The 22415-nt window shown below is 59.9% G+C and carries 18 protein-coding genes; 9 read left to right on the top strand and 9 right to left on the bottom strand.

The window, feature by feature from the left end; all coding sequences use genetic code 11:
- Positions 1–3: 3 nt before the first annotated feature.
- Positions 4–1305, bottom strand: coding sequence for an MFS transporter (locus FFB58_RS07575; RefSeq protein ID WP_138369526.1), 1302 nt, complete (start codon positions 1303–1305; stop codon positions 4–6).
- Between the two features lie 270 nt (positions 1306–1575).
- On the opposite strand from FFB58_RS07575, the gene FFB58_RS07570 reads away from it, so the two are divergent.
- Entirely contained in the window at positions 1576–2667 is a 1092-nt protein-coding gene (locus FFB58_RS07570) for a LacI family DNA-binding transcriptional regulator (RefSeq protein WP_286172591.1), read from the top strand.
- Here FFB58_RS07570 and FFB58_RS07565 read toward each other — a convergent pair.
- From FFB58_RS07565 to FFB58_RS07550, 4 genes are all read right to left on the bottom strand, one after another.
- Complete coding sequence (locus FFB58_RS07565; protein ID WP_039032694.1) at positions 2664–3926, bottom strand: DUF1479 domain-containing protein; 1263 nt, start codon at positions 3924–3926, stop codon at positions 2664–2666. The genes FFB58_RS07570 and FFB58_RS07565 overlap by 4 nt on opposite strands.
- 151 nt (positions 3927–4077) lie before the next feature.
- The gene (locus tag FFB58_RS07560) at positions 4078–4893 is read right to left on the bottom strand and encodes a Cof-type HAD-IIB family hydrolase (protein WP_138369524.1); all 816 of its coding nucleotides are present in this window, start codon (positions 4891–4893) and stop codon (positions 4078–4080) included.
- A 241-nt stretch (positions 4894–5134) separates the two neighbouring features.
- The gene (locus FFB58_RS07555; RefSeq protein ID WP_138369523.1) at positions 5135–7567 is read right to left on the bottom strand and encodes a formate C-acetyltransferase/glycerol dehydratase family glycyl radical enzyme; all 2433 of its coding nucleotides are present in this window, start codon (positions 7565–7567) and stop codon (positions 5135–5137) included.
- A 4-nt stretch (positions 7568–7571) separates the two neighbouring features.
- Positions 7572–8471 (bottom strand): glycyl-radical enzyme activating protein, encoded by a 900-nt coding sequence (locus FFB58_RS07550; protein ID WP_138369522.1) that lies wholly within the window; start codon positions 8469–8471, stop codon positions 7572–7574.
- A 127-nt stretch (positions 8472–8598) separates the two neighbouring features.
- On the opposite strand from FFB58_RS07550, the gene fsa reads away from it, so the two are divergent.
- The gene (gene fsa / locus FFB58_RS07545) at positions 8599–9261 is read left to right on the top strand and encodes a fructose-6-phosphate aldolase (protein WP_138369521.1); all 663 of its coding nucleotides are present in this window, start codon (positions 8599–8601) and stop codon (positions 9259–9261) included.
- Between the two features lie 135 nt (positions 9262–9396).
- Here the strand turns inward: fsa and moeB are convergent, their stop codons facing one another.
- Together moeB and moeA are read right to left on the bottom strand one after the other, a co-directional pair.
- Positions 9397–10149, bottom strand: a complete 753-nt coding sequence (gene moeB, locus FFB58_RS07540; protein WP_138369520.1) for a molybdopterin-synthase adenylyltransferase MoeB — start codon at positions 10147–10149, stop codon at positions 9397–9399.
- On the bottom strand, positions 10146–11378 hold the full coding sequence (moeA, locus tag FFB58_RS07535; protein WP_138369519.1) for a molybdopterin molybdotransferase MoeA: 1233 nt from the start codon (positions 11376–11378) through the stop codon (positions 10146–10148). The genes moeB and moeA overlap by 4 nt, the downstream gene beginning before the upstream one ends.
- 189 nt (positions 11379–11567) lie before the next feature.
- Between moeA and iaaA the strand changes: the two genes are divergently transcribed.
- The 6 genes from iaaA (at position 11568) to FFB58_RS07505 (ending at position 18376) form a co-directional block, all read left to right on the top strand.
- Positions 11568–12506: a beta-aspartyl-peptidase gene (iaaA, locus tag FFB58_RS07530; protein WP_138369518.1), complete on the top strand. Its 939-nt coding sequence runs from the start codon at positions 11568–11570 to the stop codon at positions 12504–12506.
- A gap of 11 nt (positions 12507–12517) precedes the next feature.
- Positions 12518–14389 carry a glutathione ABC transporter ATP-binding protein GsiA gene (gsiA, locus tag FFB58_RS07525; protein WP_138369517.1) on the top strand — a complete coding sequence of 624 codons (1872 nt, stop codon included), beginning with the start codon at positions 12518–12520 and terminating at the stop codon, positions 14387–14389.
- Positions 14390–14420: 31 nt separating this feature from the next.
- Positions 14421–15959: a glutathione ABC transporter substrate-binding protein GsiB gene (gene gsiB / locus FFB58_RS07520; protein WP_138369516.1), complete on the top strand. Its 1539-nt coding sequence runs from the start codon at positions 14421–14423 to the stop codon at positions 15957–15959.
- Between the two features lie 47 nt (positions 15960–16006).
- Complete coding sequence (gene gsiC / locus FFB58_RS07515; protein ID WP_039032684.1) at positions 16007–16927, top strand: glutathione ABC transporter permease GsiC; 921 nt, start codon at positions 16007–16009, stop codon at positions 16925–16927.
- Between the two features lies 1 nt (position 16928).
- Positions 16929–17840, top strand: a complete 912-nt coding sequence (gene gsiD / locus FFB58_RS07510) for a glutathione ABC transporter permease GsiD (protein WP_039032683.1) — start codon at positions 16929–16931, stop codon at positions 17838–17840.
- 146 nt (positions 17841–17986) lie between these two features.
- Entirely contained in the window at positions 17987–18376 is a 390-nt protein-coding gene (locus tag FFB58_RS07505; protein ID WP_138369515.1) for a hypothetical protein, read from the top strand.
- Positions 18377–18547: 171 nt separating this feature from the next.
- Here the strand turns inward: FFB58_RS07505 and FFB58_RS07500 are convergent, their stop codons facing one another.
- Together FFB58_RS07500 and FFB58_RS07495 are read right to left on the bottom strand one after the other, a co-directional pair.
- Complete coding sequence (locus FFB58_RS07500; protein ID WP_138369514.1) at positions 18548–19225, bottom strand: type 1 glutamine amidotransferase domain-containing protein; 678 nt, start codon at positions 19223–19225, stop codon at positions 18548–18550.
- 83 nt (positions 19226–19308) lie between these two features.
- Positions 19309–21738, bottom strand: a complete 2430-nt coding sequence (locus FFB58_RS07495; RefSeq protein WP_138369513.1) for a membrane-bound PQQ-dependent dehydrogenase, glucose/quinate/shikimate family — start codon at positions 21736–21738, stop codon at positions 19309–19311.
- 179 nt (positions 21739–21917) lie between these two features.
- On the opposite strand from FFB58_RS07495, the gene FFB58_RS07490 reads away from it, so the two are divergent.
- Positions 21918–22355 (top strand): GNAT family N-acetyltransferase, encoded by a 438-nt coding sequence (locus FFB58_RS07490; protein WP_138369512.1) that lies wholly within the window; start codon positions 21918–21920, stop codon positions 22353–22355.
- Positions 22356–22415: the final 60 nt, after the last annotated feature.

Genomic DNA, 22415 nt, shown 5'->3' with positions numbered 1-22415 from the left:
CTATCAGGCGCGCTTGGCGCGACGTTCAGCAATAAATGCCACCAGGAAGAGAGCGCCAATCAGGTCGAAGAACCCCATGGCAATAAAGAGCGGGTTAAAGCCGATTTTGTCGGCGGTAACACCAATCAAAAGGGAGAACAGGAAGCTGGCGATCCACGCCGCCGAGCCGCGCATGCCGTTGACGGTTGCCATCTGGCCCTTATCAAACGACTCCACCACCAGGGCGCTCAACATGCAGGAGATGATCTGATGCCCGAAACCGCCGATGGAGATCAGCACGATGGTGATATAGGGGTCGCGGGTAATAGCCACGATGCCTAAGGAGATCATCAGAAACGCGCCGGTCACCGAGCTTGCCACCACCGAGTTAACGCGGGAGCAGCCGAACAGGCGGGTATAGAGACGGGTCAGGTAGCCGCTCGCCACGCTGCCGAGATCGGCGGCCAGGAACGGCAGCCAGGCAAACATCGCGATCTGCTTCAGATCCATGCCGTGCTCTTTGGCGAGATACAGCGGCACCCAGAAGCTCAGCACCGCCCAGGCCGGTTCCGCCATAAAGGCCGGAATGGCGATACCGTAAAAGCGCTTGTTTTTCGAGACGGTTTTCAGCGCGGTGAGGAAGGGCAGTTTGACCGCAGGCGGCTCGTTATCCTGCTTGATAAAGGCCAGCTCATCCTTGCTCAGGTTCGGATGCTGCTCCGGGTTGTGGTAAAACGCCCACCAGAGGATCACCCACAGCAGCGCCAGCACGCCGGTAAACATAAACGCGCCCTGCCAGCCAAAGGAGGCGTGCGCGAAGTAGATGATAGGCGGGGCCAGCATCGCGCCGATGGAGAAGCCCACGCCCGCCCAACCGGCGGCCACGGGACGTTCCGATTTCGGGAACCACTCGCCGATGGTTTTGGCGTTCGCCGGAGTGGCGGCCGCTTCAGAGGCACCCATAAAGAAGCGCAGGATCGCCAGATGCAGCCAGCTTCCGGCGCCCGCATGGAAGATACACATCAGCGCCCAGATCCCGGCGCAGACCATAAAGCCAATCTTCAGGCCGATGACGTCAATCAGCCAGCCGCACAGAGGCTGGAAAATGGTGTAGGCAATCTGGAACGCGCCAACGATCCAGGAGTATTGCTCGGTGGTGATCCCGAGACTCTCTTTGAGTTCAGGCGCGAGAATACCCAACGAATTTCGGGTGATGTAGTTAACGGTCACGCCCATTAAGAACAGCACCAGCACGTACCAGCGCAGGTTTTTAATGACGCGACGGGTTTTGCTGGTCGCAACGGTGTTATTGATGCCCTGACTCATTTTACTCTCCACAAGACGGACGGTAGGGGGACGGAGGTTCAGGTGTCACACAGATTTTTTATCTCTTTGATTGTTATCAGTTTTAATGCTTAGCCTGGTATATAACTAGTATGGAAGTTGTGTGACAGGTTCACCTTAAGAGAGAAATCAGGCGGGCAAAAGCGCATTTTGTGCAACTTTTCTCATAATCGTCTTTAATTATTTGGCATTCTGGCTCTAACCCCAGTAACCGTCTGTTAACTACGCTATGAAAATTTTTTCATTTCGCAAATGGAGCCAGATCACAAAATGGATAAAAGGCTAAGAATCGCTGAAATTGCCCGCCGGACCGAACTCTCTGTCAGCACCGTTTCCCGGGTGCTGGCGGGGAAGGCGAACACCAGCGAAAAGGCGCGTACCCGGGTGCTGGACGCCGCGCGGGAGCTGGGCGTGCTGGACGGGATGGCGGCAGGACGTCTGCTGCTCAACAGCCTCGTGGTCTTTGCGCCCCAGCGCGCTTTTGACGAGCGGTCCGACATCTTTTATTACCGGGTGATCCAGAGCGTGAGTAAGGGCCTGGCCTTGCATGACGTGCGCCTTCGCTACTGCGCCCTGGAAGAAAATGACAGCGACGCGCAGCTGTTTCTCGCGCGCATGAACGAGCCGGACACCCAGGCCGCTATCCTGCTGGGTATCGACGATCCGCATATCCACGATCTGGCCATCGATCTGGGTAAACCCTGCATGCTGATTAACTGCCGCGACCGGCATATGCGCCTCCCTGCTGTCACGCCCGATCACCGCGCCATCGGCGAACGCGCGGCGGAATACCTCTTTGAGATGGGGCACCGTGAGGTGATGAACGTGCTGTGCCTGCGCCGCTATACCATGGAGCTGCGTCTGGCGGGGATCCGTGACGCCTGGCAGTCGCACAACCTGAAGTTTAACGACAAGCGCGATCTGCTGGTGGCTCCGAGCTTCAGCGCCCGCGAAACCGAACAGCTGGTCAGCCACTGGCTCAGTGAACGTCAGGGAAAAGACCTGCCCACGGCATTTTTAGTCGGCGGGGATTTTATGGCGGCGGGGACCATCAACGCCTTACAAAAGCAGGGATTGCGCGTCCCTCAGGATGTGTCGGTGATGAGCATTGACGGCTTTAATCTGGCGGCGATTCAGGATGTGCCGTTAACGGCGGTGCATGTTCCCCGCGATGAACTGGGAACCGAAGCGGTGCATATGCTCCAGCAACGGCTGATGCGCCCGGACGCGCCGGTGGGGACGCTGCTGCTGAACGGCACGCTGACCGTGCGGGAGTCGGTACGGCGGATACGTCAGGGGAAACGACGCACCGCCGTCGAACGGGAAGGGTTATACGACAGTTAAGCCATACCCAGCGCGCGCTTGCCGTGAATGTTCAGATCATCAACGGTGAAGCGCGACTGCCAGTCAGACTCATAATCCTCGCGCGGGAAATCGCCCGGCGAGGCGCCGGTTTCCAGCGCCGCTTTCACCTTCTTCGCGTAGGCGAGGTTTTTCTCGCACATCGGCGCCGCCGGAATGTACATCACGTTGCCCCAGCCCTGCTGGTCTTCAACCGGGGCCACCGAGTGGATCACATCGCAGTGCCACCACACGGAATCACCCGCTTCCAGCGCCGGAATGCTGGTCAGGGCTTCAATTAACAGCGGATGCCACTTCTCGGAAATCGGCAGCACGCGCCCCGGGGCCACGCCGCAGAGTTCATCTTCCGGCACATCGTCCAGCAGCGGACGCAGCAGAATGTAAGCCATCGCTTCCGGGATCGGCACCACGTGCAGCAGCCCCTGATTTGGGATCATGTCGGAGAGCGCCGTCCAGCCCTGGAAGGTGCGGAACACCGAGCATTTGGTGGTGTTGTCCACGGTGTACTCTTCCACCTCGGTGCGGTGGGCGGCATCCCAGGGATCGTACCTGTCGATATTGCCGTCGAAGACGCGGGCGAAGACCTGCTGATAGGCCGGGAGCAGCCAGCGCTCCAGCGCGCCGGAGTCGGTGTGCGCCCCGAGGCCTTTAGAGGTAGTTCCCGGCGGACGGCGGCGAATGCGGTCCGGGTAGATCACGCTGACGTCCGGGTTGAACCACTGCTTGCCGTTGCTCTCGAAAGTCCATAAACGGTTCAGGAACGACTGCACCTGGGCCATCTCTTCGCTCTGACGGGCTTCCATCTGGGCGTGTGACCAGTAGATCGGGTAGATCTCCGGACGGGAGGCGGTGAGGGAGCCAAAGAAGTTATCCCCCGGGCCTTTGTAGACGTCGTCAAAACGGTTGAGATCCAGATAGTCGAGCATCGCGTTATCCCACGCCAGCGCCTTCTCGCGCGGGAAATGACCTTTGATCACCGCACAGCCCCGGCGTTTGACCGCCTCGCGCTGTTCCGGGCTGATGTTACCGCTCTGCACGTCCGCAAAGGGGATCACCGGCCAGACAGGATCGCCATTGCGCTTCAGGGTGTTAATTTCCGCCACGCGGCTGGCGATCCTGGCGCTCAGGCGATCGAACACGCCCTGCACGTCGCCAATCTGCGCCCGCAGCTCACGTTTCATCTGGCGGATGGCCGCTTTGTGGTCGGAAGGCAAGGTTTCACTGGTAAAGGTTAAGGTCATAACAGCCTCGCTATCTTTCATTCGAAAGTAAAAGTGATTACAAGTGATACTTTAGGTTAAAAATAAGTTAAAGCAAGTTAAATAACTTGATGAAGTGCACAACACGGAGAGAAAGAGGGGGAGAGCGCCGGAGATGACTCCGGCGGGGAAATCAGTTGCTGAAGGGCGGGGTATTGTCGAGGACGGCCTGAATCACGTTCAGCGCGCCCTGGTGGTTGTTGTCATCGGCCTGATAGCGGGTGATGGCTTTGATGCTTTCGCCCGCGTTACCCATGGCGAAGGAGTAGTTCACAAACTTCAGCATTTCGGCGTCGTTACCGCTGTCGCCAATCGCCACGCACTCCTGCGGGGAGATGTGCCAGCGCTTCAGCAGGCGGCTCAGGCCGCTGGCTTTATGCAGGCCGGGGATAATCAGATCGACAAAGCCAAAGCCGCTGGTCACCGGCTTCATAATGCCGTCGAGGGAGACGTGCAGGGCGTCGATCAGGTTCGGAATATCGCTGTCGGGCAGGTTCAGGGAGAACTTGAACAGCACGTCGTCGATGTCGCGATAGTCGCTGATGCGCTGCAGGCGGTGATAGTGTTTTGACATCAGCGCGATGAAGTCCTCTGGTGCCTTATCGCTGACGTAAGCACTTTCCAGCCCGCAGGCAACGAAGTTCAGGGAGGTATCCTTCAGCAGCTCGCCGATGACAATCTGCGACTCGTGCTTCGTCAGTTCACCGTGGAAAATCTGCTCGCCGTGATCGAACACCAGCGCGCCGTTTTCCGCCACGAAAGAGATCTGCGATTTCAGTTCCGGGAAAAAGGAGATGAGCTGGTAATACTGGTTGCCGCTGGCGACAACGAACTCAATATTACGGGCCTGAAGTTGCTGGAACTGCGCCTGAAAGCGGTCACGATCGTACTGCTTGGCGTCATCAAGAAAAGTTCCGTCCATATCGGTGACGATAACTTTAACGGTCATACATTGAGCTCCTGAATCACTGCGTTCGAAACATTCTAATAACAAGGTGACGTGGAGCACAAATTTAATTTTCGAATGAAAGTGAAAAAGCCGGGTGGCGGAGGTAAATGCAAAACGGCAACCTGGGTTGCCGTTTTTGATGTTTGCACCCTCTCCCCGTGGGAGAGGGCCGGGGTGAGGGCAACAGCGCGCGCTATTCCCCCTCACCCTAACCCTCTCCCTCAAGGGAGAGGGGATCTCATTACAACGTATGCTCAGTACGCGCAATAATATCGTCCTGCGCATCCGGTGACAGGGCAGTAAAGAACGCCGAGTAACCCGCCACGCGCACTACCAGGTCGCGATACTGGTCCGGGTGTTTCTTCGCTTCCAGCAGCGTTTCGCGGGAGACGATGTTGTACTGGATGTGCCAGCCTTTATGCACCTCAAAGAAGGTCCGCAGCAGCACCATCAGCTTCTGACGGTCGCTGTCGTTATCCAGCGTTGCCGGGTTGAGCTTCTGGTTCAGCAGCACGCCACCGAGGATCGCTTCGGTCGGCAGTTTCCCGACAGAGCCGATCACCGCCGTTGGCCCCAGATGGTCAGTACCGGAGGACGGGCTTGCCCCTTCGGCCAGCGGAGTATGTGCCTTACGACCGTCCGGCGTTGCCATGGTGGCCGCACCAAACGGCACGTTGGCGGAGATGGACGAGGTCCCGGCGTAGTAGTTGCCGCCAATCGGGCCACGGCCATAGCGTGGGTTGTGGTACTGCTTCAGCTCTTCGATGTAGGTCTGATACGCCCGGGCCAGCAGCAGATCCACGCTGTCATCGTCGTTACCGTACTTCGGCGCGCCGTTGATCAGACGCTGGCGCAGCTGCTCGTGGGTCAGCCCCTCGTAGTCATCCGCCAGGGCCGCCGCCAGCTGCTGCTGACCAATCGCACCCTGTTCAAAGACCAGTTTCTTCACTGCCGCCAGGCTGTTGCCGAGGTTGGCGATGCCTACCTGCAGGCCGGAGACCCAGTCGTACTTCGCGCCGCCCTGCTTGATGCTCTTCGCGCGCTCGATGCAGTCATCCACCAGCGCCGAGCAGAGAATGTCGTGGACGTTCTCTTCCAGCATGGTGTCCACCACGTACTCAATCTCGATGGATTTGCGGGTGTAGTACTTAATCTGGCGATCCCAGGCGGCCATCACTTCGTCGAAATTGTTGAAGTTACCGGCAGAGAGCGCTTTAACCTGCGGCAGGAACACTTTGCCGCTGGTGGCGTCGCGACCGCCTTCCATCGCTGCCAGCATCACGCGGGCGAAGTTGATAAAGCTCATCCCGGTGCAGCGGTAGCCCCACTTGCCGCCAACGGCGGTTTCAATGCAGCCGATGGCGGCGTAGTCGTAGGCGTCGGCTTTTTCGATGCCGAGCTTGATGAACTCAGGGATAACGATCTCATCGTTGTTGAAGGCCGGCATCCCGAAGCCGCAGCGGATCACCTGCACGCAGGCGTCGAGGAAGTCGTTGCTCATGCCCGCGTGATAGCGCACGCTCAGGTTCGGCTGGGTGGAGCGCAGACGGCCGCAGGATTCCAGAATCGCGTAGGAGAGCGGGTTCACCGCGTCCATTGCCACATCGTTCACCAGGATCTGCCCGCCGATGGTGACGTTCTGGTACAGCGGGCTGCCCGCCGAGGCTTTAGAGTGCGAGCCGGAGCGGATCTTGTTTACTTCCAGCAGCTTCAGCCAGCAGCTGTGCAGCAGCTCGATGGCGTGTTCACGATCCAGAGACTGGTTCAGCTCCACGTCGCGGCGGTAGTACGGATAGAGATACTGGTCCATGCGGGCGAAGGAGACGGAGTGGCCGTTGGACTCAATCTGCAGGATCAGCTGGATGAAGTAGCACAGCTGTAATGCCTGCCAGAAGGTTTTTGGCGGTTCGTGGGCTATGACATCGCAGTTTTCCGCCATCGCCAGCAGCTCGTCGCGGCGGCTAACGCGGGTTTCGGTGGTGGCCATCTCACGCGCCAGATCGGCAAAGCGCTCGATATGCAGGCTCACCGCTTCCAGCACGATATCGATCGCTTTCAGGAACTGGTCGCCGTGCAGGTCTTCCAGGCAGGTAAGGTTGATGCGCGAGCGGCGCTCGTCCACCTTGTGGCGCAGGCCGTCGAGCCCTTTTTCCAGCACTAACGGGAAGTTTACCGCCAGGTGCGCGTCGCCGGAGGTCATGTTGCCTTCCGCTTTGATAATCCCGGTTTCCAGCAGGCCTTTCTGCTCGTCGGTGAACATGCCGTAGCAGCGATCCTGCACCGTCTGGCCGCGCCACCACGGGCAAATTTCATGCAGAACGCGTTTGTTCTCTTCGCTGACCGCAAAGCCCGCACCCGGACGGTCGGCCAGATCGTCGATCTCTTTTTCAATCCACGAGACGGTGTATTCCGGGAAGATCGGCGCGGCGCGCACTTCGCTTGCCTGGTTGCCGATAATCAGCTCGTCATGTTTGATCCAGATAGTGCGCTGCGCCAGGTGATGGGCCAGCGCCAGCGCGCGGCGAACCGGGATCGGCTTGTCCATATGCTGCTGGTACATTTCGGTGTAGTGCTGGGCGCGTTCGGTACAGACCGGCGGCTTAACAATATGGACCAGGGCAGTTTTATGCGCCTTAATGCGATCGCTCAGGGTAGTAAGATTCAGCTGTGTCATAACATTATCCTCGTAAGGTCGCGGTTAACCCTTTCTGGGCGGCGTACTGCCGGGCAAAGTCCAGTAAAGCAGGATTATCGAGCGGTTTATCAGGGGCAGAGTAGGGTTGGCCGAGCAGTGTGTACTTGTTCATGCCCAGCGTGTGGTATGGCAAAAAATGGATGTCGCGGACGTTCAGTTCGTCGGCGGCAAAATTGGTAATGGCGGTAATCGACGCTTCATCGGCGTTAAAGCCCTGGATCAGCGGCACGCGAATGGTGAGCTGTTTTCCGGCGGCGGCCAGGCGCTTGAGATTCTCCAGCACCCGTTTTGCCGAGCCGTCGGTCCACTGCTTAAACACCGCCCCGTCGACGTGTTTCAGGTCGGCCAGGAACAGATCGATGTACGGTAACGATGGTTCGATATAGTGCCACGGCACGTGCAGGCAGGTTTCCACGGCGGTGTGGATCCCCTGCTCATGGCTGGCCTGGAACAGCTGGCGCGCCATGTCCGGGTTCATAAAGGGTTCGCCTCCGGAGAGGGTGATGCCGCCGCCGCTGCGATCGTAGAAAGGCTTATCGCGCAGAACGGTCGCCATGATCTCCTCCACCTGCTTATCTTCGCCGCAGACGGTGAGGGCCTGGGTCGGGCAGCAGTCGGTGAGGGCATCGAGGTGGGTATCGTCGAGTTTTTCGCGGTGGATCACCAGGCCATTCAGCGTGCGGTCGATCACCGCAGGCGCCACCTGCTGACAGAGGTTGCACCCCTCCAGGCACAGGCGAGCGTCGAACAGCAGATCCCGGGAACGGTCGCGGCTTTCCGGATTCTGACACCAGCGGCAGCCCAGGGAGCAGCCCTTCATAAAGACCACGGTACGAATTCCCGGGCCGTCGTGTGTCGAATAACGCTGAATGTTGAAGATCATAATGTCGCCTCTTGTTGCGTATGAAGATTAAATGACTTTCGAATGAAAGTTATCTTGACGCAAATCAACTCAGAAGCAGGTTTTGCCGTGGTAGGGTTACGGCATAGTCATTTTTGAGGATCTCATCATGGAACTGTATCTCGACACATCCGACGTGATTGCCGTTAAAAAGCTGGCCCGCGTGTTTCCGCTGGCAGGCGTCACCACTAACCCAAGCATCGTCGCCGCCGGCAAAACGCCGCTCGACGTTCTACTGCCTCAGCTGCAGGAGGCGATGGGCGGCCAGGGCCGTCTGTTTGCCCAGGTGATGGCGACCACCGCAGAAGGTATGGTGGAAGACGCGCTCAAGCTGCGCACTATCGTCGCCGATCTGGTAGTAAAAGTGCCGGTAACGGCAGAAGGGCTGGCGGCCATTAAGATGCTGAAAGCGCAGGGCGTACCGACCCTGGGGACTGCGGTCTACAGCGCGGCGCAGGGGATGATGGCGGCGCTGGCGGGGGCGGAATATGTCGCGCCATATGTGAACCGGGTGGATGCCCAGGGCGGGGACGGCATTCAGACCGTGGCCGAGTTGCAGCAGTTGCTGACGCTCCACGTGCCGCAGTCAAAAGTGCTGGCAGCGAGCTTCAAAACCCCGCGACAGGCGCTGGACTGCCTGCTGGCAGGCTGTGAATCCATCACCCTGCCGCTGGACGTTGCCCAGCAGTTGATCGCTTCTCCGGCGGTGGATGCGGCGATTGCGAAGTTTGAGCAGGACTGGCAGAAAGCCTTTGGACGGACGTCGATCTAGTGGTATCGCCGGGCGGCGCTGCGCTTGCCCGGCCTACAAAAGCTGATTCGTGCACGCTGATTCCCTCACCCCGGCCCTCTCCCAAAGGGAGAGGGAGCAAACACTAAAACGGCAACCTTTGGGTTGCCGTTTGCGTTAACCTCCGCACACCTCACACCCCGGATTACGCATCAGCTTCATCTCGCGGAACTGGCAGGTCATCGCGTCGTACATCACGATTTTCCCCGCCGCTGGCGTGCCGTAATGGGTCAGCACTTTGATGGCCTCCATCGCCTGCATCGAACCGATCACCCCCACCAGCGGAGCCATTACGCCGGCTTCCACACAGGTCAGGGCATTCTCGCCAAACAGACGGCTCAGGCAGCGGTAGCAGGGCTCGCCCTCGGCATAGGTAAAGACGCTGATTTGTCCTTCCATACGGATAGCCGCCCCGGAGACCAGCGGCGTTTTATGGGCGAAACAGCCCGCGTTGAGCTGATTGCGAATGGTGACGTTATCGGTGCAGTCGAGAACCAGATCGTGACGGGCAATCTGTTCAGACAGCGCAGGCTCATCCAGCAGGGCATCGAGCAGGGTGAACTGGACGTTGGGGTTGATGCGCGACAGCGACGCCCGGGCCGACACCACTTTGGGCTCGCCGAGGGTGGCATCGCTGTGCAGCGTCTGGCGTTGCAGGTTGGAGAGCGACACGGTGTCGAAATCAAGCAGCGTCATGCGCCCGACGCCAGCGGCGGCCAGATACTGCGCCGCAGCGCAGCCCAGTCCACCCAGGCCGACCACCAGCACGTTCGCGGCCTTTAACGCCTCCTGACCGTCGAAATCAAAGCCGCGCAGCACAATCTGGCGATTGTAGCGCAGCATCTCGTTGTCGCTCAGTTCCATGCTCAGCCTCCGAACAGGGCGTTAAACGGCTCAACCTCAACCCATTCACCCGCTTCCACGTTGCCGCGCTCGCGCTCCAGCACGATAAAGCAGTTGCCCTGGCTGAAGGAGCTGAAAATATGCGACCCCTGATGACCGGTGGTGCTCACCTCCAGCTCGCCGTCGGCGTTACGCGTCAGAATGCCGCGCTGGAAGTCGAGACGACCCGGTGATTTTTTCAGCCGGGTGGCGGCGCGAACGCGCTGGCGGGCAGGCAGGCTTTGCGCCCGGTTGCCGGAGAGCTTCGCCAGCAGCGGCTGCACCAGCTGATAGAAGGTGAGCGCCGCAGAGACCGGGTTGCCCGGCAGGCCGCAGAACCAGCTGTTCGGCAGCGTGCCGAAAGCGAAAGGTTTGCCCGGCTTGATCGCCAGCTTCCAGAAGCCGATCTCCCCCAGCTCGTCGAGGATGGTTTTGGTGTAATCCGCTTCGCCCACCGATACGCCGCCGGAGCTCAGCACCACGTCGGCCAGGCGATCCGCTTCAATAAAGGCGGCGCGCAGCTGCTCTGGATCGTCAGGAATAATGCCGAGGTTAATCACCTCGCAGCCCAGCTGCTCCAGCATCAGATGCACCGCCAGGCGGTTCGTGTCGTAGATCTGCCCCTCGGCCAGCGGCTGGCCCGGCAGCTGAAGCTCGTCCCCGGTAGAGAACACCGCCACGCGCACCTGGCGCACCACGGCAATCTCCGGGATACCCAGCGACGCCAGTACCGGCAGCTCGGCGACGGTCAGCTTCGTGCCCGCCGGGAAGACGGTTGCGCCCAGGGTAATATCTTCCCCGCTGCGACGGATATTCTGACCCGGCTTAACGCTGGCGGTAAAACGCACGCCGTCGTCGGTCTGCTCGGTCTCTTCCTGCATCACCACCGCATCGCAGCCTGGCGGCACCGGCGCGCCGGTCATAATGCGGATGCAGCTTCCGGCAGGCCATTCACCCTGGAAAGGCTGACCGGCAAAGGCTTTACCCGCTACCGGCAGCGCAGTGCCCGCCGCCAGATCCGCCAGACGCACGGCGTAGCCATCCATCGCTGAGTTATCAAAGCCCGGCACGTTCAGGGGCGAAACGATGTCGGCGGCGGTCACGCGGCCAAAACAGCGCAGCAGGGGCAGGGTTTCCTGCTCTGACAGCGGAGAAATTCGATCGAGCATCTGGGTGAGTGCCGTCTCAAGCGGCATCAGTCCGGCGGTAAAATCCATGGGTCACTCCAGCGGGAGAATAACGAAGGCGGCCATTATGGCAGAAAAGTGCCGTTAACTGTATGACACCATGGGCTTACCCTTTACATCACAGTGTCGTCTTTCTATATTCAAAAATTATATGAATCATAAGCCACGATAATGATATTTATAAAAAAAGCGGCAACTATCGGCCCAAAGGTGAAGTGAATGGGGAATGCAGTCATCGCAATCCACGGCGGCGCCGGGGCAATTACCCGGGCGCAGCTCAGTCAGGAGCAGGAGAAGCGCTACATCGAGGCGCTCTCTTCGATTGTGGAAACCGGCCAGCGAATGCTGGAGGCGGGCGAGAGCGCGCTGGATGTGGTCACCGAGGCGGTGCGCCTGCTGGAGGAGTGTCCGCTGTTTAACGCCGGGATTGGCTCGGTGTTTACCCGAGACGAAACCCACGAGCTGGACGCCTGCGTGATGGACGGCATTACCCTGAAGGCGGGTGCCGTGGCCGGGGTCAGCCATCTGCGCAACCCGGTGCTGGCCGCCCGTCTGGTGATGGAGCAGAGCCCGCACGTGCTGCTGGTGGGCGAGGGGGCCGAGAAATTCGCCTTCGAAAAGGGCATGGAGGCGGTTTCGCCAGAAATCTTTTCCACGCCCGAGCGCTATCAGCAGCTGCTGGCGGCGCGCAGTGCGGGGGAAACCCGGCTCGATCATGCCGCCCCGCTGGATGAGTCCACCAAAACGGGCACCGTCGGTGCCGTGGCGCTGGATAAGGCGGGGAATCTGGCCGCCGCCACCTCCACCGGCGGAATGACCAACAAACTGCCCGGTCGGGTGGGCGACAGTCCGTTGCCCGGCGCGGGCTGCTATGCCAATAACGCCAGCGTGGCGGTCTCCTGCACCGGCACCGGGGAAGTGTTTATTCGCACCCTGGCCGCCTATGACATCGCCGCGCTGATGGATTACGGCGGCTTAAGCCTGGCCGAAGCCTGCGAGCGGGTGGTGATGGAAAAACTCCCGGCGCTCGAAGGCAGCGGCGGGCTGATTGCCGTCGATCGCGAGGGTAACGTGGCATTACCCTTTAACAGTGAAGGCATGTACCGTGCCTGGGGATACGCAGGCGATACGCCGAGCACCGGAATTTACCGTGAATAAGGGGAAGAGGGATGCCGCACAGCGATGAACTGGACAGTCAGCAGGTGCTGGCGGTGCACAACCTTAACGTCGCCTTTCCCGACGAGCGGCAGACGATCCCGGCGGTAAAACAGCTCTCTTTTTCGCTCAAACGCGGCGAAACCCTGGCGATTGTCGGCGAATCCGGCTCCGGTAAATCGGTCACCGCGCTGTCGTTGATGCGCCTGATTGAACAGTCCGGCGGGCTGGTCGAGTGCGACCGCCTGCTGCTGCGCCGTCGCAACGGGCAGGTAAGCGATCTCACCACCCTGAGTTCATCCCAGATGCGCAGCGTGCGCGGTGCCGACATCGCCATGATTTTCCAGGAGCCGATGACCTCCCTCAACCCGGTCTTCCCGGTGGGAGAACAGATCGCCGAGTCGATTCGCCTGCATCAGGGGCTGAGCCGTGAGAATGCCCTGATTGAAGCCCGGCGGATGCTGGAGCAGGTGCGCATTCCCGAGGCGGACACCATTCTGTCGCGCTATCCGCACCAGCTCTCCGGCGGCATGCGCCAGCGGGTGATGATCGCCATGGCGCTCTCCTGTCGCCCGGCGGTGCTGATTGCCGATGAACCCACCACCGCGCTGGACGTCACCGTTCAGGCGCAGATCCTGCAGCTGATTAAAGTGTTGCAGGAGGAGATGGAGATGGGGGTGATCTTTATCACCCACGACATGGGCGTGGTGGCGGATATCGCCGACCGGGTGCTGGTGATGTACCAGGGCGAGGCGGTGGAAACCGGCACCGTGGAGCAGATTTTCCACGCCCCTGAGCACCCATACACAAAAGCGCTGCTGGCGGCGGTGCCGCGCCTGGGGGCGATGAACGGCAGCGATTTGCCGCGGCGTTTTCCGCTGATCTCTCTGGCCGAACCCGGCCATCAGGAGGCCGAAACCGAGCAGGATACCGTGGTGCCCGGCGAGCCCATCCTGCAGGTGCGCGACCTTGTGACCCGCTTCCCGCTGCGCGGCGGCCTGTTGAACCGCGTTAAGCGCGAAGTCCACGCGGTGGAGAACGTCAGCTTCGACTTATGGCCGGGCGAAACGCTCTCCCTGGTGGGTGAATCCGGCAGCGGAAAATCGACCACCGGACGGGCGCTGCTGCGGCTGGTGGAGTCCCAGGAAGGCACCATCACCTTTAACGGGGAACGCATCGACACCCTGCCCGCCGGGAAACTGCAACACCTGCGGCGGGACATTCAGTTTATTTTCCAGGATCCCTATGCCTCCCTCGATCCCCGCCAGACCGTGGGCTATTCGATTATGGAGCCGCTGCGGGTGCATAACCTGCTGGACGGGGAAGCCGCCCAGCGGCGGGTGGCGTGGCTGCTGGAGCGCGTGGGGCTGAAGCCGGAACACGCATGGCGCTATCCCCATGAATTTTCCGGCGGCCAGCGGCAGCGGATCTGTATTGCCCGCGCCCTGGCGCTGAACCCGAAGGTGGTGATTGCCGATGAGTCCGTCTCGGCGCTGGACGTCTCCATCCGGGCGCAGATCATCAACCTGCTGCTCGATTTGCAGCGGGAGATGGGCATCGCGTTTCTGTTTATTTCGCACGATATGGCGGTAGTGGAGCGCATCAGCCACCGCGTGGCGGTGATGTATCTCGGTCAGATTGTTGAGATAGGCCCGCGTCGGGCGGTATTTGAGGATCCACAGCATCCCTACACCCGCAAGCTGATGGCGGCAGTGCCGGTGGCCGATCCGGCCCATCGTCAGGCCCGGCGGGTGCTTTTGCAGGATGAACTACCGGGCAACATTCGCAAGCGAGGGGAGTTCACCGAGCGCGTGGAGTTGCGGGAGGTGAGCCCCGGCCATTTCGTTGCGCCGCCGCGGCAGGACAATGCTTTTTCGCGTTTATAACTCAGACAGCAGGGAACAACAGGAGAGTACAATGACAAAATTTGTTGCTCGCAGATGGCTGTTAGCCGCGAGCGTAACGGCAGCCCTGGCGGCCTCGCCGGCTTTCGCAGCAAAAGATGTAGTGGTGGCGGTGGCCTCCAACTTCACCACCCTCGATCCTTATGATGCCAACGACACGCTCTCCCAGCAGGTGGCGAAGTCGTTTTATCAGGGGCTGTTTGGCCTTGATAAAGAGATGCAGGTGAAAAACGTGCTGGCCGAAAGCTACAAGGTCTCTGACGACGGGCTGGTCTACACCATCAAGCTGCGCAGCGGCGTGAAGTTCCAGGACGGGACCGACTTCAACGCAGAGGCGGTGAAGGTCAACCTCGATCGCGCCAGCAATCCGGAAAGCAGCCTTAAGCGTTATAACCTGTATAAAAACATTGCCAGCACCGAGGCAGTCGATCCCACCACGGTGAAAATCACCCTCAAGGAGCCGTTCTCCGCCTTTATCAACATTCTGGCGCACCCGGCCACGGCGATGATCTCCCCCGAGGCGCTGAAAAAGTACGGCAAAGAGATTGGCTTCCATCCGGTGGGCACCGGGCCGTATGAGCTGGTGACCTGGAACCAGACCGATTTTGTGAAGGTGAAGAAGTTCGCCGGATACTGGCAGCAGGGGCTGCCGAAGCTGGACACCATCACCTGGCGTCCGGTGGTGGATAACAACACCCGCGCGGCGATGCTACAGACCGGCGAAGCGCAGTTTGCCTTCCCGATCCCTTACGAGCAGGCGGCGCTGCTGGGCAAAAACAGCAAGCTGGAGCTGGTAGCCAGCCCGTCGATCATGCAGCGCTACATCAGCATGAACGTCACGCAAAAGCCGTTTGATAACACGAAAGTACGCGAGGCGATCAACTACGCCATCAACCGCGACGCGCTGGTAAAAGTGGCCTTTGCCGGTTACGCGACCCCGGCGACCGGGGTGGTGCCGCCATCCATTGCCTACTCCCAGCAGTATCATCCGTGGGAATACAACCCGACCAAAGCGCGGGCGCTGCTGAAAGAGGCGGGCTTCCCGAACGGCTTCAGCACCACGCTCTGGTCGTCGCACAATCACAGTACCGCCCAGAAGGTGCTGCAGTTTACCCAGCAGCAGCTGGCGCAGGTGGGCATTAAGGTGCAGGTGACGGCGATGGATGCCGGGCAGCGCGCTGCCGAAGTGGAAGGCAAAGGGCAGAAAGAGAGCGGGGTGAGGATGTTCTACACCGGCTGGTCGGCCTCCACCGGCGAAGCCGACTGGGCGCTGTCGCCGCTGTTTGCCTCCCAGAACTGGCCGCCAACCCTGTTCAACACCGCGTTCTACAGCAACCCGCAGGTGGATAAAGATCTGACCGATGCGCTGAAAACCACCCAGCCGGAAGAGAAAGCGAAGCTGTACAAAGATGCGCAGGACACCATCTGGAAGGAGTCGCCATGGGTGCCGCTGGTGGTAGAGAAGCTGGTTTCGGCGCACAACAAGGCGCTGACCGGGTTCTACATCATGCCGGATACCGGCTTTAGCTTTGACGACGCGGATCTGAAATAAAGCACTCATTCCCGCAGGTATCCGCCTGCGGGATGAGAGGAATGTGCATGCTGAATTATGTGATTAAACGCCTGCTGGGCCTGATCCCGACGCTGCTGATTGTCGCGGTGCTGGTCTTTTTATTTGTGCATATGCTGCCAGGCGATCCGGCGCGGCTGATTGCCGGCCCGGAAGCGGATGCCACGGTGATTGAGCTGGTGCGTAAGCAACTGGGGCTCGATCAACCGCTTTACCGGCAGTTCTGGCACTACATCACCAGTGTCCTGCAGGGGGATTTTGGCACTTCGATGGTCTCCCGGCGGCCCGTGTCCGAAGAGATTGCCAGCCGCTTTATGCCCACCTTCTGGCTGACCCTTGCCAGCATGGCCTGGGCGGTGCTGTTTGGCCTGATGGCGGGTATTGTGGCGGCCGTGTGGCGCAACCGCTGGCCGGACCGGCTGGGGATGGCGCTGGCGGTTACCGGGATCTCTTTCCCGGCCTTTGCGCTGGGGATGCTGCTGATGCAGGTCTTTTCCGTGGAGCTGGGCTGGCTGCCCACCGTGGGGGCGGACAGCTGGCGGCACTATATCCTGCCTTCGCTGACGCTTGGCGCGGCGGTGGCGGCGGTGATGGCGCGCTTCACCCGCGCCTCGTTCGTCGACGTGCTGAACGAAGACTACATGCGTACCGCCCGGGCGAAGGGGGTCAGCGAGAAGTGGGTGATCCTCAAGCACGGCCTGCGCAACGCGATGATCCCGGTAGTGACCATGATGGGGCTGCAGTTCGGTTTTCTGCTCGGCGGCTCAATCGTGGTGGAAAAGGTCTTCAACTGGCCGGGGCTCGGGCGTCTGCTGGTCGATTCTGTCGACATGCGCGACTACCCGGTGATCCAGGCGGAAGTGCTGCTCTTTTCGCTGGAATTTATTCTTATCAACTTAGTGGTGGATGTCCTGTATGCCGCCATTAATCCGGCTATCAGGTACAAGTAAGATGCGACTGTTAAACTGGCGTCGGCAGGCGATGTTAAAGGCCATGCCGGGCCTCAAACCGGATCGGATCCGCACCCCGTGGCATGAGTTCTGGCGACGCTTTCGTAAGCAGCCGGTGGCGATGGCCGCCGGGCTGTTTGTGCTGCTGCTGATCCTGGTGGCGGTGCTGGCGCCCTGGATCGTGCCTTTCGATGCCGAGAACTACTTTGATTACGACCGTCTCAACGAAGGTCCGTCGATGATGCACTGGTTTGGCGTGGACTCGTTAGGGCGCGACATCTTCAGCCGGGTGCTGATGGGGGCGCAGATCTCGCTGGCGGCAGGGGTGTTTGCGGTGCTGATCGGCGCCGCCATCGGCACGGTGCTGGGCCTGCTGGCGGGCTACTACGAGGGCTGGTGGGACCGCATCATCATGCGCATCTGCGACGTGCTGTTTGCCTTCCCCGGCATTCTGCTGGCCATCGCGGTGGTGGCGGTGATGGGCAACGGCATGGCCAACGTGATTATCGCCGTGGCGATCTTCTCCATTCCGGCCTTTGCCCGCCTGGTGCGCGGCAATACCCTGGTGCTGAAGCAGCAGACCTTTATCGAGTCGGCGCGCAGCATTGGCGCCAGCGACACGACGATTCTGTTCAACCATATTCTGCCGGGCACCGTCTCCTCTATCGTGGTCTATTTCACCATGCGTATCGGGGTGTCGATTATCTCGGCGGCCAGCCTGTCGTTCTTAGGGCTTGGCGCGCAGCCGCCAACCCCCGAGTGGGGCGCCATGCTCAACGAGGCGCGGGCGGATATGGTGATTGCCCCGCACGTGGCATTGTTCCCGAGCATGGCAATCTTCCTCACCGTACTGGCGTTTAATTTGCTGGGAGATGGTCTGCGCGACGCGCTGGATCCGAGAATTAAGGGATAACCTACCAAATATTGTAGAACTCAATGTGAAAAGGGTTTTTATTCAGTAATTTATAAAATGCCGTGTAAAAGGTTTGCTGGAGTTAACGATTTGTAAAAATTATAATAATTAATGATTGAATAACGTTAAATATTGTAAGGATTACAATGAAAAAGCTTCTTTTATGCGGCATGGTTTTACTTTCTACCTCTTGCGCTGATTTCCAGAAAAACATGAGTGACGGGATGAAAGCGGTCAATTCGGCCCTGACGCCGAAATCTTCCACCGGCACGCAAACTGCGGCAGCGGCAAAACAGTCCGGCACCATCACCAACGAACAGTGCAAAACCAGCGTGGGGAAATCACGTGACTATTTTGAACAGATTGTTGGCTTCAAACTGAACGAGACCAACTCTTCGGGTTATACCTCGTTCTCCGAGACCTACAACCTGCGCATTTCCGATCGTAAAGACCGTTTTGGCGGCAACTTCGCTATCTGCATCATCTCAATCGATCCGCAGACCAACAAGGTCACCACCTTCTCAATGCCAACCTGATTCAGGCGTTGTGCCTGCATTTTGCCGGGTGGCGCTGCGCTTACCCGGCCTACAAAACCTGCAAAAACCTGCGAGCCCGTAGGCCCGTGCAAGCGCAGCGCCGCCGGGCAATGCCAGCCGAGCGCACATCACCACAGGACCGTGCAAGCTAAGCGCCGCCGGGCGAGGGGACTAACCCAGGGCAGCGAGCAGCGCTTTTGCCGCGGCTTCGGAGCTGGCCGGATTCTGGCCGGTGATCAGCTTGCCGTCTTCGACAACAAATGAACCCCAGTTCGGGCCTTTCTCGTAGCGCGCACCCAGGGCGCTCAACTCATCTTCCACCAGGAACGGGACGATGTCGGTCAGTTCGACGTCGGCCTCTTCACCGTTGGTAAAGCCCGTCACCTTGCGGCCCTTGACCAGCGGCTCGCCGGATTCACTTTTAACATGGCGCAGCACGCCCGGCGCGTGGCAGACGAAGCCGGTCGGTTTGCCCGCGCGGGTGAAGGCTTCAATCAGGGCGATGGAGGTCTGTGACTCCGCCAGATCCCACAGCGGGCCATGGCCGCCGGGATAGAAGACGGTGTCAAAATCGTCCTGACGTACGCTGTCGAGCTTCAGGGTGTTGGCGAGCGCCTGCTGTGCAGCCGGATCGGCTTTGAAGCGATCGGTCATTTCAGTCTGGAAGTCGGGGAGATCGCTTTTCGGATCGAGCGGTGGCTGACCGCCTGCCGGGGAGGCCAGCACCACGTCGGCACCTGCATCCTTGAAGACGTAGTACGGGGCGGCAAACTCCTCCAGCCAGAAGCCGGTTTTCTTACCGGTGTTGCCCAGTTCACTGTGAGAGGTGAGAACCATTAATACTTTCATTGCTATCTCCGGTGATGTGGATAGCTATAAAGGTAGCCTGGTTCAGCGAAGCCATCCCCGGAGGGATGGCTGTTTCGGAATGATTACGGTAGCTTATACGCAATCACGTAGTCGCCGCGATCCGGCGAGTTCCGCGCGCCCCCGGCGGTGATCAGCAGATACTGCTTCCCGTCCACCGGCGATTTGTAGCTGATTGGCGTGCTCTGGCTGCCCACCGGCAGGCGGGCTTTCCACACCTCTTTACCGGTCGAGGTATCGAAGGCGCGCAGGTAGTAATCCTGGGTAGAAGCGATAAACACCAGCCCGCCCTGGGTCGCCATGGTACCGCCGATGGTCGGCATCCCGATCGGGATTGGCAGCCCCATCTTCACGCCAAACGGACCGGTATCCTTCACCGTACCTACCGGCACCTGCCAGGCAATCTTCTGGGTTTTCAGATCGACGGCAGTCAGCGTGCCAAACGGCGGCTTCTGGCAGGGGATTTCAACCGGCGACATAAAGCGCACTTTGGCGTTAATGGCGTACGGCGTACCGGCCAGCGGCACCGGGCGGCTGATGGCGGCGGCTTCGTTGCCGTCGTTTTTCGCGCCCTGAATCTCCGGGGAGGCCGGTATCAGCTGCACTTCCAGACCCACGCGCATATCGTTGATAAACAGGTACTGATTCACCGGGTCAATCGACAGACCGCCCCAGTTCATGCCGCCTAACGAGCCCGGCAGGTTCAGCGACGGGTCATCACCCGGCGGGGTAAACAGGCCGTTGTAGCGCTTCGATTTAAACTCGATACGGCAGATCAGCTGGTCGAACGGCGTCGCGCCCCACATGTCGGACTCTTTCAGTACGTCCGCGCCGATGGTCGGCATACCCACCGAGAACGGCTGAGTTGGGGAGTAGATCTCTTTCGGGATCTGGCCCTGAGTCACCTTGCGCTCTTCCACTTTGGTCAGCGGCTTGCCGGTAGCGCGATCCAGCACAAACAGCTGGCCGGATTTAGTGCCGAAGATCAGCGCCGGGGTGGTTTTGCCATTGCCGGTCGGGAAATCAGTGAAGGTCGGCTGCATCGGGACGTCAAAGTCCCACAGATCGTTATGAACGGTCTGGTAAACCCACTTCACCTTACCGGTGCTGGCGTCCACGGCCACCATCGAGGCACCAAACTTACGATCGAGATCGTTGTGCTTCACGCCCCACAGGTCCACCGCCGCGCTGCCGGTTGGCATAAACACGGTGTTGGACTGCGGATCGTAAGACATCGGGGCCCACACGTTCGGGGTGGAGCGGGTAAAGTTTTCATTGGCCGGAGGTGCCTGCTGCTCGTCCGGTTTGCCCGGATCGAACGCCCAGCGCAGCTGGCCGGTGATGACGTCGAAGCCACGCACCACGCCGCCAGGCATATCCGTCGCCACGTTATCCGCCACGCGACCGCCGACAACAATGGTCGTACCGGCGAGCGTCGGGGCAGAGGTCGGGTAGTAGAGGCCGGTATCCGCCCCTTTACCCATCTGCGCGCTCAGGCTGACGCGGCCGTGGTTGCCGAAGTCTTCGCAGAACTTACCGGTATCGGCATCCAGGGCCACCAGTTCCGGCGTCACGCTGTTCATGATGATACGGCGTTTGCACTGGGCATCTGCGGGTAGTGAAGCGGCCGCCACCGGAGAGGAGTCCGGCAGGGTGGGCTGCTGCAATGGGGCGCTGGCATCAAAGTAAGCCAGGCCGCGACAGCGCATCCACTTTTTCTGCTTCGCGTTGATCTCGGTTTTCCACAGCTCTTTACCGGTGGTGGCATCAACCGCAATCACGTTGTTATGCGGGGTGCAGAGGAAGAGCATATTGCCGATCTGCAGCGGGGTCTGCTGATCTTCCGCGCCGCCACCGTTCGGGCTGACGGGGATATCGCCGGTGCGATAGGTCCAGGCCACCTGCAGGTCTTTGACGTTATCGCGGGTGATCTGGTCCAGAGCCACAAAGCGCGATGCGCCCGGCGTGTTGCCGTAGTTCGCCCAGTTTTTCTGTTCTTCGCCAGGTTTCACCGGGGTGAGGGGAAGCTGTTCGCCCGACGCCGTCACCGGATCGTGCGGGACAAACATGCCGCCGACGGTAGCGGCAAAGGCCACTGCCAGCACCGCCGCAAGCGCGCCTGCGCCTTTCCAGCACGGGAATTTACCGGCACGACGGAGCAGCGCTGGCAGGGAGAGCGCCACCAGGATCCCGATGCCCGCCAGGGTCAACAGACGCGAGACCAGAGGCCAGAAATCGAAGCCGACATCCCACAGGGCCCACAGCGCAGTGCCCGCCAGAACCACAAAATAGAGGGCCGCGCCACTCAGGCGCTGGCGCAGGATCTGCACGCCCGAGATGATGAGCAGACAGCCGCTGATCAGAAAGTAGGGGCTGCCCTTAACGCTGACCAGCTTTCCACCGTACCAGGCGAAGAATATCCCCATCGCCAGAATTATGACGCCCAGAAGCCCCAGCAGCACTGCTGCGGTTCTGGACAATTTTTGAACGGACATAAATGTTCCCTGATGTTGACTAAAAATGAGTGATATCACTCAAAAGTGACGATTTATAATCTAAGGCGCGCGAGTGTACAACATCTAGGTAACAATATATTTACCAGAAATAGCTTTATTCTCCTGTCCGGGAAGGAGGACAATCCTGGTAAATCTCAGACACATCAAGGAACAGAGCGATGGTTAAGGTACGTGACGCGCAGGCGGAGGATTTTGAGGCATGGTTACGGCTGTGGAACGGCTATCTCGATTTTTACGGCACCAGGCTGGATGAGGCGGTGACGCTGGCGACCTGGCGTCGGGTGCTCGCGGCGGATTCGGGGCTGTTTTGCCGTCTGGCAGAAACCGAACAGGGCGTGGTGGGATTCGCGATTTGCGTGCTGCATGAAGGGACCTGGGTGACGCAGCCCCTGTGCTATCTGGAAGATCTGTTTGTGGATGACGCGGCGCGCGGCAAGGGCGCGGGCAGGGCGCTGATTGAAGCCGTGATTAGTGAGGCCCGGGAGAAAGGGTGGTCGAAGGTTTACTGGGTCACCCGGGAGGGCAATCCTGCCCGGGCGCTGTATGACAAGCTGGCAACGGTGGATGATTACGTTCGGTACAGGATTACGGTTTAGGTGTTTGCTCCCTCTCCTCTTTGTGGAGAGTTTCGTAGGCCGGGTAAGGCGGAGCCGCCA

Source organism: Enterobacter sp. MF024 (genome assembly GCF_005843915.1).
Taxonomy (GTDB): domain Bacteria; phylum Pseudomonadota; class Gammaproteobacteria; order Enterobacterales; family Enterobacteriaceae; genus Enterobacter; species Enterobacter barmai.
This window is presented reverse-complemented; position numbering and strand designations above follow the sequence as displayed.

Coding starts and splice junctions, on each gene's coding strand:
- FFB58_RS07550 (WP_138369522.1), bottom strand. CDS start 8,471: ATGATCTTCAACATTCAGCGTTATTCGACACACGACGGCCCGGGAATT.
- gsiB (WP_138369516.1), top strand. CDS start 14,421: ATGACAAAATTTGTTGCTCGCAGATGGCTGTTAGCCGCGAGCGTAACG.
- fsa (WP_138369521.1), top strand. CDS start 8,599: ATGGAACTGTATCTCGACACATCCGACGTGATTGCCGTTAAAAAGCTG.
- iaaA (WP_138369518.1), top strand. CDS start 11,568: ATGGGGAATGCAGTCATCGCAATCCACGGCGGCGCCGGGGCAATTACC.
- gsiD (WP_039032683.1), top strand. CDS start 16,929: ATGCGACTGTTAAACTGGCGTCGGCAGGCGATGTTAAAGGCCATGCCG.
- FFB58_RS07570 (WP_286172591.1), top strand. CDS start 1,576: ATGGAGCCAGATCACAAAATGGATAAAAGGCTAAGAATCGCTGAAATT.
- FFB58_RS07575 (WP_138369526.1), bottom strand. CDS start 1,305: ATGAGTCAGGGCATCAATAACACCGTTGCGACCAGCAAAACCCGTCGC.
- gsiA (WP_138369517.1), top strand. CDS start 12,518: ATGCCGCACAGCGATGAACTGGACAGTCAGCAGGTGCTGGCGGTGCAC.
- FFB58_RS07565 (WP_039032694.1), bottom strand. CDS start 3,926: ATGACCTTAACCTTTACCAGTGAAACCTTGCCTTCCGACCACAAAGCG.
- FFB58_RS07555 (WP_138369523.1), bottom strand. CDS start 7,567: ATGACACAGCTGAATCTTACTACCCTGAGCGATCGCATTAAGGCGCAT.
- FFB58_RS07560 (WP_138369524.1), bottom strand. CDS start 4,893: ATGACCGTTAAAGTTATCGTCACCGATATGGACGGAACTTTTCTTGAT.
- gsiC (WP_039032684.1), top strand. CDS start 16,007: ATGCTGAATTATGTGATTAAACGCCTGCTGGGCCTGATCCCGACGCTG.
- FFB58_RS07495 (WP_138369513.1), bottom strand. CDS start 21,738: ATGTCCGTTCAAAAATTGTCCAGAACCGCAGCAGTGCTGCTGGGGCTT.
- moeA (WP_138369519.1), bottom strand. CDS start 11,378: ATGGATTTTACCGCCGGACTGATGCCGCTTGAGACGGCACTCACCCAG.
- FFB58_RS07500 (WP_138369514.1), bottom strand. CDS start 19,225: ATGAAAGTATTAATGGTTCTCACCTCTCACAGTGAACTGGGCAACACC.
- FFB58_RS07505 (WP_138369515.1), top strand. CDS start 17,987: ATGAAAAAGCTTCTTTTATGCGGCATGGTTTTACTTTCTACCTCTTGC.
- FFB58_RS07490 (WP_138369512.1), top strand. CDS start 21,918: ATGGTTAAGGTACGTGACGCGCAGGCGGAGGATTTTGAGGCATGGTTA.